Here is a 12812-nt window from a genome sequence, read left to right on the forward strand (position 1 = left end):
CGCTCCGGGAGTGAAGTCCCGGAATGCCACCTATCGGCGGCAGTCGTGTCCACCTGGCGCCGCAGTGCATGCCCGCTCCGAAGCTATTGGTGAATGGACATCAACTTAGTGATCGAGAAGGGCGATGTCAATCGGTTGTAAGCGCTGAGTCGAATCCGAACTTCCCCTCCTCAGTGCGTGGAATTGTCGGTAACATAATGAGTGTGCCGGGGTACCCTTGGCGCCGAACCGCGTTCGCGAGGTGCGTCGGGCTGCTGTGCATCGCCTCGACTGCTCGGTCGCGCGGTACATCTCTGGAAAAGGATGACGATGAGCACGGCAATCAGACCTGGCGAACCCAATTACGTCGACCCACATAGTGATTCCTACGTCGACGAAGGTGCTGGACCCGCGTGGCGCCGGTCGGCCACTCCAGCGGTGGAACCCGCCGCGACGGAGCGTGTGCTGACTCTCGATCGGGTTCGCCTCCATATTCCCGACACGCACCGGTCCCCACGCAAACGGCCCGCCCAGCTGGCCGATGCCTTGGACTTCTGGATGTTCGCGGGCGCGGCCGCGAACGTGGCGATGCAGTTCGCGCACCAGGGGGTCGCGGCGGGTGTGATGGAGAGTCCGGTCGAATCCGGTGCGCTCATGGTGCATCCGTGGAAGCGGCTGCGGACCACCTCTGCCTACCTCGCGGTGGCCGTTCTCGGGACCGACGAGGACAAGTCGGCCATGCGGGCGGCCGTCAATGTCGCGCACCGCCAGGTCAGATCGCGGCCGGATTCGAAGGTGAAATACAACGCCTTCGACCGGAACCTGCAGATGTATGTGGCCGCGGCGATCTACATCGGTTTCGAGGACACGCACCAACTGCTGTGCGGCAAGATGTCCGACGACGAACTCGAGGCGTTCTACCAGGGCTCCGACACCTTCGGCACCACGCTCCAGGTACACCCCGACATGTGGCCCAAGACGCGCGCCGAGTTCGACGACTACTGGCTCGAGGCCTGCAAGCAGGTGGTGTGCGACGACGAATTCCGCTCCTACATCGACGATCTGCTGCACCTGCGGATGATCCACTGGTCCATCCGGGTGATGTTCGGCAGCCTCCTGCGGTTCCTGACCGCCGGCTTTCTGCCCCCGCATTTCCGCGAGCAGATGGCGATCGAATGGAGCACCGCGGATCAACGCCGATTCGAGCACCTTTTCCAGTTCGTCGGCTTCGTCAACCGATTCATCCCGAAGTTCATCAGGTTCGCTGGTACCAACGCGATGATGCGCGATGTGCGCGGCCGCATCGCACGGCAGAAGTCGCTCATCTGATTCGGGAGCCGGTGGTGCCCAGGGCGGCGGCGGTGAGGCAGGCGAGGGCGGCGGTAATCCAGAGGGGAGTGTAGGAGCCGTTCAGGTCGCGGATCAGGCCACCTGTGAGGGCCATCGCGCCCGCGCCGAGTTGGTGGAAGACGCTGATCCAGCCGAACGTCAGGGCGCTGTCGGCGCCGAAATAATGCCGGCACAGGGTCAGTGTCGGTGGCACCGTCGCGACGTCGAGGATGCCGAACACCACGGCGAAGACGACGAGGTCGGGGGACCACCCGCTGGTGAACAGGATCGGGAGGAGGGCGAGGGACACACCGCGGCCGAGGAAGAACACGGCGAGGAGCAGTCGCGGTTCGATCCGGTCGGTGAGCCAGCCCGCGGACACGGTGCCGAGGATGTTGGCGACGCCGATGATCGCCAGCAGGCCCGACGCGGCGGTGGCGGCCATGCCGTGATCGTGCGCGGCGGGGGTGAAGTGACTCCACATCAGGCCGTTCGTGGTCGCCCCGCACAGTGCGAACATCGAGGCCAGCACCCAGAACCGGCGGTCGCGCAGGGCGCGGAGCAGGGCGGTGATCGTGCGGGAGAAGGGGTTGACTCGGCGATCGGTCCCGACGGGTTCGGTGTCGGGATTCGCGCCGTAGCGGACCGCACCGATCGCGGCGGGGCTCTCGCGCAGGAAGAGCAGTACGCCGAGCAAGGCCGCCGTCGCGAGAGCTCCGCAGGCGAGAACAGGCGCGCGCCAGTCGGCTCGCTCGAGCAACACAGATAGCAAGGGCAGCATCGCGAACTGACCGAAAACGCTTGCCGCGGTCAGTAATCCAGTAGCAAGACCGATCTTGCGGTAGAACCAGCGGTTCGCCACCGTCGCGGCGAACACCGTCGTGATCGACCCGGTCCCGACCCCGATGGCGAAGCCGAACCACAGCACGAACCAGAAGACCGACGGAGTCCAGATCGCGGTGAGGACCGAACTCGCGATCAGCGCGAGCAGTGCGTACGACGTCACCCGGCGGATGCCGTAGCGGTCCATCATGGCCGCGCCGAACGGCCCGACCACCCCGTAGAGCACCATGTTCACCGCCACCGCGGCGCCGATGCCGGTGCGGCTCCACCCCTTCGTCTCGACCAGCGGTTCGGTGATCAGCCCCGCGATGGTGGCGAAACTCCCCGCCGCGACGAGCGCGAGGGCCGCCACGGCCACGATTGTCCACGCGGGATGAAAACGGGGCGCCCGCCCGATCGCGCGCTGCTCGATATCGACTGCGGAAATGCCCACCGGAATCCTTCGCGTTGCTCGACGTCCTTACCCTCGTTTCTAGCAATCAACGATCAGGATCGACAGTATGCACAATCTTGTCCATATGGACGGAATAGATACTATCGAGCGTATGGCAACCACGGATGAAGTCCGGGCGCCGATCGTACGAGCGATGCGGAGCTGCCCCGTCGAGGTGAGCATCGCCGTCCTCGGCGGCGCCTGGAAGATGACCATCGTCAAATACCTCCTCGACGAGCCCCTGCGCTACGGCGAACTACGCCGCAAGGTCGGCGAGGTAACCCCCCGCGTCCTCACCCGTCAACTCCGCGAACTGGAACAAGACGGCATCGTCAACAGACACTCCTTCGCCGAAGTCCCGCCACGCGTGGAGTATTCGCTCACCCCGACCGGGCAGGCTCTGCGCGGTTTCGTGTCCGAGCTGAACCGATGGGGCGCGGAATACGTCGAGAGTATTGCCCGTCCCGACCGGTGAGCTCTGACGGGATGGCGCTAGGTTGCAGACAAGAGCAGCAGTGGGACGTCTCCGTTTCTGAGATCCTCAGCAACGCTTCACAACTGGTCCGCGACCGCGTTGTCAGAGCTGAACCGGAAGGAGGACGGATGAGCGTTTCCTGGAAGGACGTCCAGGCGTTCCGTGGTCGAGGTGAAGTCGCGAACGCGCTCGCCAGTCGTGCGCAGGACGTCGATCGCTGGGCGGAATCCGAAGGTTACGAGGTGCGCGATGATGGCTCCATCCGTGACGTGTGGCGCGCGACCGGCCGGGACATCGAGCTGACCGGAGCGGAGTCGGTTCGCCGATACAAGGTGGTGTTCGATCTGCGATCCGCCATCGATGCGGTCCTCGCGGATGCGCAGCCTCACGAGTAGCGACGTCAGTACAGGCGAGGTCATGCAGATTTTCGGCGGTCGCGGCGTCGTCTGCGCGTGTCCGAGTACGTAGATCTTGCGTGCGGCGGCCGGCACACGGGCTGGTCGCCACAGGTGGTGGGCGCAGCGGGCTGCTGACTGATAGCGGGTCGTGAGGCAGAATGTGGACGTGAGCGTTATCAGTGGGACGAAGTTCGGGGCGGGTGTCGCGGCGCCTGTCTGCGGTTAGTTCGATGTCGGATCAGGAGACAGGGCCAGGGTTCGCGCGCGGACCCGGCAACAGTCGATTCGATGCGGTGGAGCGGCTGCGTCAGAAGTTGGCAGAGACGAGGGCTGCCGAGACGGGTCCGCGCCAGGGTGAAGACTCGCCGTCGAACGTCGTGCGCCTGCCGAAGCCGCCGCGGCGACGTCAAGAGGATATCGGTGCAGCTCCGCGCTGGTCTCCGGTTCCCGATGGCGCCTACGATCCGGCGGCAACGCGCCCGGTGACCCGAGCGGAGTTGGAGCGCGAGTCGGGATCGTTGCCGGTCGACGATGTGACGCAGGCCGGCGCCGCGTCGGGCGGGAACGCCGAGCGCGATGCGAATCTCATCGATTTCGACGCGTCGCGCCGTAAACGTGCCGGCGGGGAAAATCGTCCCGGCGGCGGTCGGCGGATGGTGAGGCCGCGCAGGGTCGGCCCTCCCCGGAGCGATGGCGGTGACGCCGGTTCGTCGCGCCCGGACGAACCTGGCCGCTGAGTCGTTCAGGCGCGACCTGCTTCATTCGTTCATCGCGCCCCGGCATCATGGTGTGATGCGAATCAGCGTCACCGGGCACACGAACATCTCGGCCGAAACGGTCCCGCTCGTTCGTGCGGCCATCGCCCACCTGATCGCCGACACACCGGGTCTGGTCGGTATTTCGTGCCTTGCCCGCGGCGCGGACAGCGTATTCGCGGAAGTGGTTCTCGACGCGGGCGGGCAGCTCGAGGCGGTGGTGCCGTCGCGCGACTACCGGGAGTCGAAAGTGAAGCCGGACCACCTGGTGCAATTCGACGGGCTCATCGAGCGGGCCACGACGGTTCGGGTCATGGACTTCGACCGTGCGGGCCGCGACGCGTATGAAGCCGCCAACGAGGTCCTGGTCAGTGAGGCCGACCGGTTGATCGCGGTATGGGACGGGAAGGTCGGCGAGCGTGCCGGTACCGGGACCGTGGTCGCACTGGCGCGTGCGCGGGGCATTCCTGTCGATGTGGTGTGGCCGAACGGTGCTGTACGGGATCAGCCCGGTCCGCAGCAGTAGATGGCTCCACTGTCGTGGATGGCGCGGACGTCATCGAGGCGCGTCTGTGGGCGTGCCGAACCAGTGGGAGAGCTGGGTGTTCAGGTCCTGCTGGTGCTCTCCGATCCAGGCGACGTGCCCGTCGGGGCGTAGCAGCAGCGCTGGAACATCCAGTGCCGCAGTGGGATCCGCGATGATGTCGACCCGGTCGGACCAGCCGTCGACGCTCAGGCGTTCGGTGCGGTCCACGACCAGACCGCGGCCCTGACGAAGTCGGTCGTAGAGGTGGCCCTGCTTCAGGTCGAGGTCGGGCAGGCGGCGGCCGAGTAGGTCGGGGCCTGGGCCGAAGTCGTAGCGGATGGCGGTCGCGGTGATCTTCTCGATCAGGTAGCGGTTCACCTCGTCGAAGCCCATCAGTTCGGTGAGCAGCCTGCGGACGGCCTGTGGGCCCGGCTCGGTGGATGCCAGTTCGACCTGGGCGCGAGTGTTGTCCAGCACGTCGGCGGCGACCGGATGACGTTCGGACTGGTAGGTGTCCAGCAGTGTTTCGGGCGCCCAGCCGTGAATCTGCCCGGCCAATTTCCAGCCGAGGTTGACGGCATCCTGAACGCCCAGATTCAGCCCCTGACCACCGGCGGGTGGGTGGATGTGCGCCGCATCGCCTGCCAGCAGCACCCGACCGACCCGATAGCGCTCGACCAACCGGGTGGCATCGCCGAAACGAGACAGCCAACGAGGGGAGTGCACGCCGAAATCGGTTCCGGCGATCGCGCGCAACTGCCGTTGGAAGTCCTCGAGCGTAGGCGGTTCCGTGCGATCCTCACGCACCCCCGCAGCGGGAACAACGACGCTGTAGATGCCCTCACCGAAGGGCCTGAGACTGAATACCGCATGGGTCGCGCGGATTTCGGTCACCTTGGCGACGATCTCTTCCTGCGAGGCACCCACTTCCATCTCGCCCATCAACGTCTCGGTCCGCGCGGGCTCACCGGGGAAACCGACACCGAGCAGCTTGCGCACTGTACTGCGCGCACCGTCACAGCCCACGAGATACCGCGACCGCACCCGCTCACCGTCGGCCAGCTCGACGGTCACGCCCTCGTCGTCCTGCTCGAAACCGACCACCGCGCAACCACTGCGGACCTGCGCACCCAGCTCGATCGCATGTTCTTCGAGCACATGATCGATGATCGGCTGCGGGATGCCCAGCTGATAGGCGTACGCGGAATCCAGCCCTGCGGGCGTAGGTGTGGCGATGGCGGCGAATACCCCGCCGACCGGACGCTGCCGTCCGCGTTCGAGAAGGCGATCCAGCAGCCCGCGCATGGCCATCAGCTCGAGACTGCGCACATGCAGACTGACCACCCGGACGAACGACGACACGGACTCGGGTTCCTTCTCCAGCACGAGAACCCGCACATCGTGCAACCGCAGTTCAGCGGCCAGCATCGCACCGGTCGGCCCACAGCCCGCAATGATCACATCGAACATGAACCACCCATTCGCCCGAATTCTCGCCTACCCCGTCGCCACATCCCCGGCACCGCGCACGCACGCATCACGCTGATTTCGGATTTCCGCAGGTCCAGGCCTCGGCCGCCAATTGTGCGGTACCCCCAGCGCTTGCCGCAAGTGATATATGCCAGAGCGCGAGGGTGTCCTGCCCGACCGATCTTTCGAAGGTGCCCGCTGGGAAGCTATTCGGCGTGTGCGTCATAGACGGCGCCGGCGCGGTCGATCTCGGCCATATGATCCTCGGCCCAGGTGCGCAGCGCCGCCAAGGGGATCTCCAGGGACAAGCCCAGTTCGGTGAGCCGATAGTGCACGCGTGGTGGCACCGTCGGCTCCACCCGGCGGGTGACGAGACCGTCCCGGGCCAGGTTGTGCAGGGTCACCGACAGCATCTTCTGGGATACACCGGGCATTCGCCGCCGCAGCTCGGCGAACCGCACCTCACCCGGGGCGGCCTGTGCGAGGACCTTGACCGCCATCGACGTCCATTTCGTGCCGATGCGGTCGAGCAACTGACGTGTCGGACATTGCGCATCGAACAGATCGCCGCGATCCGGTGTCTTCGCCTGCGCTGATCGAGTAGTCACCTGGACCTCACCACCTGTAGTCAACGTGCCGTCTTGGCAGCATAACTTAGGTTACCTATCGTTCCCTAGTAACCAATAGTTACTAATGGGAGGTTCCATGTCCCGCACGCCGCCGCTCCATGTCGCGCCTATCGAGCTGCGCCAGATCGAGACCAACGGCATCCGTGCCAATGTCGCCATCGCAGGCTCCGGACCCGCGGTCGTTCTGCTGCACGGCTTTCCGCACACCTGGCGATTGTGGAGCGAGATCATCGGCCCGTTGTCCGCGCGGTACCGGGTGGTAGCCCCGGACCTACGCGGGTTCGGCGCCTCCAGTCGTGCGCCGGACGGCTACGACGCAGGCACACTGGCCGCCGATGTCACCGGGATCCTCGATGCCCTCGGCGAACCCACCGCGGCCGTGGTCGCGATCGATGCCGGCACCCCGGTCGCGGTCCTGCTCGCCCTGCGCCACCCCGACCGGGTGCGGCGGCTGGTGGTCATGGAAGCGCTGCTGGGCAGGCTCCCCGGCGCCGAGGACTTCCTCGTCGCGGGTCCGCCGTGGTGGTTCGGATTCCATGCCGTCCCCGGTCTCGCCGAAACGGTCCTGCTCGGCCACGAGGCGCGGTACATCGAGTGGTTCCTCACCACCGGCACCAGAGGCCGGGGCGTGCGGAAAGATATCCACGACGCGTTCGTCGATGCCTACACCGGAGATGACGCCCTACGCTGCGCCTTCTCCTACTACCGCGCACTGCCGACCAGCGCCCATCAGATCGATCACGCCGTGGCGACCGACCGGCTCACCACCTCCACCCTGGCGATCGGTGCCCACCCGGTCGGCGACGCGCTGGAGCGCCAGCTACGCCCCATCGCCGCCGACCTCACCGGACACGTCATTCCGGATTGCGGTCACATCATCCCGTTGGACCGGCCGCAGGAACTGCTCAGCCTCATGATGCCCTTCCTCGCCGCCGAGCAACCCGCCTGAAGGCCAACGCCAGATGTCGTGCCGCTGTTCAGGTAGGTGGATGGTCGGATATTTGTCGTGCGACACCCCCGTCGACTTCCCGGCCACCGGATCACCGGTTCGGGTGTCGGGTCCTCTCGAATACATTACGCTCGCGGGAACGCAAAACTAGAACAGGTTCTCGGGGGTGGGGTGTTCGATGCCGGCAGTGCGGATCGCGGCATTGCGGGCGACGGTGAGCGGTGCGGTGTTCGCACTGGTAGCGGCGTGCGCGGGTGGGGCTACGGCAGTGCCGCTGCCGGAACAGGATTCGTTCTACGCCCAGCCCGAGGGGCTCGCCGACCTGGCCGACGGGACAGTGCTCTCGTCGCGGGTGATCGAGACGGAGTCGTTCGGGCAGCCGCTGCCGGCGGATGCGTGGCAGGTGCAGTACAAGACGATCGACAATCACGGGGCGCCCCGTGCCTATGTCGCGACAGTGCTTGTACCGCATCGGGAATGGACCGGCGACGGCCCGCGTCCGCTGCTGTCGTACCAGGTCGCCGAAGACGGCGTCGGCTCGAAATGCGCACCCTCGTACGCGCTGCGTGGTGGAATCGACGGCGTCCCCAGCGGCGCATACGCCGAGACCGGCATGATTCGGTTTGCACTGCAACAAGGTTGGGCCCTGGTCGTACCGGACTATCAGGGGCCTGACTCCGATTTGTTCGGTGCCGACGGGTATGTCCACGGCGTGCTGGACGGTATCCGCGCGGCCAGAGCGTTCGCGCCCGCGGCTGTCGACCCCGCGGCGCCGATCGGCATGTGGGGATACTCCGGCGGTGCCCAGGCCACCGCTATTGCCGCGCAAGCGCACGCCACCTACGCCCCGGAACTGCGTTTGTCCGGTGTGGTGCTGGGTGGGATCGTCGCGGATCTGGAAGCCACCATGTCCGGCTTCAGCGGTGGAATCGCCGGTGGGGCGGTTGTGGTCGGCCTGGCGGGCTTGGACCGGTCGTATCCCGAAGCTGATGTGGCTCAGTACCTCAACGAATCCGGCCGCGGGATGCTGGCCGCAAGCCGGGCCGATTGCGTGCCCGACGCCGCTCTGGCGTATCCGTTTCTCGATGCGGCGGCGCTGGAAGCTTGGCCCGGGTCGATCACGAACAACGCCGAACTGAGCACGGTGGTGCGCAAAGCCAGCCCCTTGTTCCGCCCGGGCGTACCTGCCGTGCCGGTACTGCTCCATCACGCTGTCGCTGACGAGTTCGCGCCTATCGGTGCCGCCCGGGCGCTGGCCGGAAAATACTGCGCCGCGGGGATTCCGGTGCAGCTGGTGGAGAATTCCGTCGGCGAGCACGGTACCGAAGCCATGCTGGGAATGCCGGCGGCCCTGAACTATCTGGCCGACCGATTCGCCGCGAAGCCGGCGGCAAGCACCTGCTGAGCGGCATCAGCCCTCGACGGCCCAGGGGATGGGCGAACAGGCCCAGGCCCGGCCTCCGGCCAATTGATCATCGCAACGCGTATCCTGACCGTCGTGCCGACTGGGGGTAGCAAACAGGTCCGCGCCGCACGTAAGCGCAAGAAGCGGATGGCGGCCGTCGCCCACGACCTCACGGACGCGCAGTGGGACGCGCTCAAAACGTCCTGGGGTGGGTGCGCCTACTGCAAATCTCCTGTCACCTCGCTGCAGAAGGACTGCGTGCAGGCCCTCTCGCGCGGTGGCCGCTACACGCTCGGCAACGTCGTGCCCGCGTGTGGGTCGTGCAACGCCAGCAAGTGCAACGCCGAGGTGACCGGCTGGCTGCGCCGCAAGAAGCTCGACGAACGCTCGTTCCTCGTGCGCCACTACGAGATCGCGACCGAGCTCACCACGAGGTTCGCCTAGCCACCCACATCACTGGTCATCGCAGGATGTCCGGAGCAGCAAGCGATCTCACCGACGTTCGGTGACCGATGGAACGAGCACGATTCTGCCGAACACCTCGCCGGCGTCCATTCTCCGGTGCGCCAGCACAGCGTGTTCCAGGGAAAGTATTTCGTGCACAACTGCTTTCAGCTCGCCGCGGACCGCGGCCGCGAATAGATCGGCGGTTGCTGCTCGCCGGTCGGATAGAGGCACGGTATCGGCACTGAAGGTCGCGAACGACGTCGACCTCCGGAACGCCTTGATCATCTCCACGCCGAAGTCCGCAGGCGGCATGCCTGCCATCACACCGACGACCACCATCCGGCCGTTGGGCTCGAGCTTGGTGAGGAACGACGGTAGATCCGCACCTGCGGCGATGTCGATGATGACGTCGTAGCCCGCGGGAGCGTTCTCCGCACCCCGGCCGGTGCGGTCCAGCACATGTGTCGCGCCGAGATCGCGCAGGCGATCGCCACGCGCAGGCGAGGAAGTCGTGACCGCGACAGCACCCGCACCGCCACGAGCCGCGAGCTGGACTGCCACCACGCCGATTCCGCCCGCCGCGCCACGCACCAGCACTGACTCTGCGCGCGTGAAATGCGCATGGCGCAAAGCGAAGTGGGCCACCACGGCCGAGCTGCCGAGTGTCACCGCGTCGACAGACGACAGGGCCGCCGGGACGGGAACGAGCGTCTCGGCGGAGGCGATCGCGCGCTCGGCATAGCCGCCGCCCTCACCGGTGAACGCCCACACCCGCTGACCGATCCACCCTGTGTCGACGCCCTCGCCGACCTCGGTCACAGTGCCCACGACCTCTTGGCCCAGAATGTGACCCGGCGTGATCCCGAAGGCGGCCAGCGCGCCACTTCGGACAAGGGCGTCGACACCGCCGACGCCGATCGCCTCGGTCGCGATCAACACCTGGCCGGCGGTCGGATTCGGGTGGGGGAGTTCGACCACCGCGAGGACCTCTGGACCTCCGAATGCCTGGACCACTACTGCCTTCATCGGCGTCTCCGTGTTCTGTTCTGGGGAAACTGACCAGTGGGACCGTAACGGACACGCCCGTCCGTTTAGCTAAAGTGAGAGCGGTGACCACTCGTTTGCCTCACACCCTGCGTTCGGATGCCAGGGACAACCGCGAACGCATTCTCGATGCGGCCCGCGCGGTGTTCGTCGTCGACGGCCTGGATGTGCCGATGCGGGAGGTCGCCCGGCGCGCCGAGGTCGGCCCCGCCACCCTCTATCGCCATTTCCCGACCAAGGAGATGCTGGTCGCCGAGGCCTTCACCGATCAGATGCTCGCCTGCCTGACCCTCGTGGACGAAGGACTCGCCGACCCTGATCCCTGGCACGGCTTCTGTCGCACCGTCGAGAAGCTCTGCGAGCTGCAAGCCCGCGACCATGGATTCGCCGCAGCCTTCATGTCCGCCTACCCGCACGCGCTGGACTTCGCCGCGATCCGCAACTCCTCACTCACCGGTGCCGCCGAACTGATCCGCCGCGCCAAGAGCACCGGCCACCTGCGCACCGACATCGTGGCGGACGACCTCATTCTCATGATCATGGCCAACAACGGCATCCATGCCGTCACATCGGCAGCACGAATCGCGGCTTCCCGCCGATTCGCCGCCCTCATGATCCAGGCGTTCCGGGTCTCACCGGAATCTGTACCGCTACCGCCGGTGCCACGATTGATGCCCGCGATGCCCCGACGCAAGTCGTGCAGCGCGACCACGGGATGACCGGCGGCAAGGCCGAGCCGACCAACGCGAACCGGTAGCGGGCGGCCGAACCGCTTTGCGCGGTGAGCGACCATGGTTCCACGAACCGCGCCCGCTCGGGCTCGGGTGAGGGTTTCGGCGGTGGCGGTCAGTAGTTGAAGTCGGGCGCGTCGATGGGAACGACTGGGGGCCACGGGTTGTGGTGCAAGTCGCGCTCGGGGACGGGGACGCCGTGGAACCAACCGTGGGTGGGGTCGGCCGGAGAGGTTTCGCTGGAGTCGATGTAATCCAGATGCAACCAGGACCATTGTTCGTGAGCCGGGCAGGGGCCGGTTCGCGCGCCGGGATCGCTGACGACGTCGGATTGGACCAGAACGTCGAGGTGGTAGGCGGCAGAGAACCAGCGTGCGGTGTCGCGTGCGGAAGGATCCGGGTCGCGGTGCCAGGTGGTGCTCAGCGCGCGCTCGTCACCGAGACCGCCCGCGCCTATCGAGCGTGCGGCCAAACGTCGCACCATGGGCGCAGATTCGGCCAGATCCGCGCAAATACCTTGAGTGACAAGGGAATTGGCGTAGTGGCCCGGTCCGTTCACCGAGATCATCACCCCGCCGGGGATTCGGCGGTCGTGATGGCGACGCAGATGAGCGCCGGTATGAAACAGCTGCACACTGCCTTTGAACAGGCGCAGCACCCCGTCGCGACCGCGGAGCGGGATGGCCTCGGTATAGATCACGTCGGGCCGGACGGGGGCCAGTTCGGTGAGGTACAGCGACGCCAGTTCTGTGCACAGACGGGCGAATTCGGGACCTGGGCGGGCGTGAGCCAGACACCGGCTGTTGAAGATCACGAGAAAGGCGCTGCTCATTCCGCGCGCGGCCCGCTCCTTCCAGGTGCGGCGGTCTGCGGCGATGCGGGTTGAGATCGCGTGCGGCCCGGCCGCGATCGTCTGTTCGTCGACCCAGCACAGATCCATCGCCAATCCCCGCGCCGGTGTGCCGGACTTGGTGGCCATCCGTCCGAAAACACACGGCTGGTGCCGGGCCGCCCAGTCCAGAAACGCCGCGCGTTTGGTCTGCTCATCGGCAGCGGACAGCAGAATCTCGTTGGCGGCGTCGATATCGGGGCCGAACGATGTTCCTACCGGATATCGGGGAAGTTCGGAGAGTGTGTCGAGCGAGATTCCAGCCGGAATCGGTGTCATCGTTGCCTCGGTGTCGGGGGCGATGAAGCTTCTGGACCGGCCAAGTCTGCCCTGCGGTCATCCCGATCGCACGCCGCCACTCCGTGTGGCTGAACGCGGTGCCGAAGGACGCACGAATGGATCGATGCCGGCAAGTGCCGCACTCGCGGTCCACGTTCGCCAAGGTCATCGCTATCGTGAAGACAAGGTCCGTCCAGTCGTACCCAGGCCGACCCGGCCGAGGCGACTGTT

Annotated in this window: 14 protein-coding genes; 9 read left to right on the forward strand and 5 right to left on the reverse strand. The window is 66.4% G+C overall.

Annotation, left to right across the window (positions count from 1 at the left end; all coding sequences use genetic code 11):
* Positions 1 to 309: 309 nt before the first annotated feature.
* Positions 310 to 1308 (forward strand): oxygenase MpaB family protein, encoded by a 999-nt coding sequence (locus tag ACFTS5_RS14330; protein WP_378630929.1) that lies wholly within the window; start codon positions 310 to 312, stop codon positions 1306 to 1308.
* Here ACFTS5_RS14330 and ACFTS5_RS14335 read toward each other — a convergent pair.
* Positions 1301 to 2584, reverse strand: coding sequence for an MFS transporter (locus ACFTS5_RS14335; RefSeq protein ID WP_378630931.1), 1284 nt, complete (start codon positions 2582 to 2584; stop codon positions 1301 to 1303). The two genes, ACFTS5_RS14330 and ACFTS5_RS14335, sit on opposite strands and share 8 nt — an antisense overlap.
* A 112-nt stretch (positions 2585 to 2696) precedes the next feature.
* On the opposite strand from ACFTS5_RS14335, the gene ACFTS5_RS14340 reads away from it, so the two are divergent.
* The 4 genes from ACFTS5_RS14340 to ACFTS5_RS14355 all read left to right on the forward strand — a co-directional run bounded on the left by ACFTS5_RS14340 (position 2697) and on the right by ACFTS5_RS14355 (position 4738).
* Positions 2697 to 3059, forward strand: coding sequence for a winged helix-turn-helix transcriptional regulator (locus ACFTS5_RS14340; protein ID WP_378630932.1), 363 nt, complete (start codon positions 2697 to 2699; stop codon positions 3057 to 3059).
* A gap of 128 nt (positions 3060 to 3187) precedes the next feature.
* Positions 3188 to 3454, forward strand: coding sequence for a hypothetical protein (locus ACFTS5_RS14345; protein WP_378630934.1), 267 nt, complete (start codon positions 3188 to 3190; stop codon positions 3452 to 3454).
* A gap of 233 nt (positions 3455 to 3687) precedes the next feature.
* Positions 3688 to 4194: a hypothetical protein gene (locus ACFTS5_RS14350; RefSeq protein WP_378630935.1), complete on the forward strand. Its 507-nt coding sequence runs from the start codon at positions 3688 to 3690 to the stop codon at positions 4192 to 4194.
* 55 nt (positions 4195 to 4249) lie between these two features.
* Positions 4250 to 4738 (forward strand): hypothetical protein, encoded by a 489-nt coding sequence (locus ACFTS5_RS14355; RefSeq protein WP_378630937.1) that lies wholly within the window; start codon positions 4250 to 4252, stop codon positions 4736 to 4738.
* Between the two features lie 30 nt (positions 4739 to 4768).
* Here the strand turns inward: ACFTS5_RS14355 and rox are convergent, their stop codons facing one another.
* Together rox and ACFTS5_RS14365 are read right to left on the reverse strand one after the other, a co-directional pair.
* The gene (gene rox / locus ACFTS5_RS14360; RefSeq protein WP_378630938.1) at positions 4769 to 6208 is read right to left on the reverse strand and encodes a rifampin monooxygenase; all 1440 of its coding nucleotides are present in this window, start codon (positions 6206 to 6208) and stop codon (positions 4769 to 4771) included.
* Positions 6209 to 6414: 206 nt separating this feature from the next.
* Positions 6415 to 6816 (reverse strand): winged helix-turn-helix transcriptional regulator, encoded by a 402-nt coding sequence (locus ACFTS5_RS14365; protein ID WP_378630940.1) that lies wholly within the window; start codon positions 6814 to 6816, stop codon positions 6415 to 6417.
* Positions 6817 to 6913: 97 nt separating this feature from the next.
* Between ACFTS5_RS14365 and ACFTS5_RS14370 the strand changes: the two genes are divergently transcribed.
* The 3 genes from ACFTS5_RS14370 to ACFTS5_RS14380 all read left to right on the forward strand — a co-directional run bounded on the left by ACFTS5_RS14370 (position 6914) and on the right by ACFTS5_RS14380 (position 9635).
* Positions 6914 to 7786 carry an alpha/beta fold hydrolase gene (locus tag ACFTS5_RS14370; RefSeq protein WP_378630941.1) on the forward strand — a complete coding sequence of 291 codons (873 nt, stop codon included), beginning with the start codon at positions 6914 to 6916 and terminating at the stop codon, positions 7784 to 7786.
* A gap of 178 nt (positions 7787 to 7964) precedes the next feature.
* Positions 7965 to 9191 carry a lipase family protein gene (locus tag ACFTS5_RS14375; protein ID WP_378630943.1) on the forward strand — a complete coding sequence of 409 codons (1227 nt, stop codon included), beginning with the start codon at positions 7965 to 7967 and terminating at the stop codon, positions 9189 to 9191.
* Positions 9192 to 9284: 93 nt separating this feature from the next.
* Entirely contained in the window at positions 9285 to 9635 is a 351-nt protein-coding gene (locus ACFTS5_RS14380) for an HNH endonuclease (protein ID WP_378630944.1), read from the forward strand.
* A gap of 48 nt (positions 9636 to 9683) precedes the next feature.
* Here the strand turns inward: ACFTS5_RS14380 and ACFTS5_RS14385 are convergent, their stop codons facing one another.
* On the reverse strand, positions 9684 to 10664 hold the full coding sequence (locus tag ACFTS5_RS14385) for a zinc-binding dehydrogenase (protein ID WP_378630946.1): 981 nt from the start codon (positions 10662 to 10664) through the stop codon (positions 9684 to 9686).
* An 83-nt stretch (positions 10665 to 10747) separates the two neighbouring features.
* On the opposite strand from ACFTS5_RS14385, the gene ACFTS5_RS14390 reads away from it, so the two are divergent.
* Positions 10748 to 11401 (forward strand): TetR/AcrR family transcriptional regulator, encoded by a 654-nt coding sequence (locus ACFTS5_RS14390; protein ID WP_378630948.1) that lies wholly within the window; start codon positions 10748 to 10750, stop codon positions 11399 to 11401.
* 127 nt (positions 11402 to 11528) lie between these two features.
* On the opposite strand, the gene ACFTS5_RS14395 is transcribed toward ACFTS5_RS14390, so the two are convergent.
* Complete coding sequence (locus ACFTS5_RS14395) at positions 11529 to 12581, reverse strand: hypothetical protein (RefSeq protein ID WP_378630949.1); 1053 nt, start codon at positions 12579 to 12581, stop codon at positions 11529 to 11531.
* Positions 12582 to 12812: the final 231 nt, after the last annotated feature.

This window comes from Nocardia sp. NPDC056952 (assembly GCF_042674185.1).
Lineage (GTDB): Bacteria > Actinomycetota > Actinomycetes > Mycobacteriales > Mycobacteriaceae > Nocardia.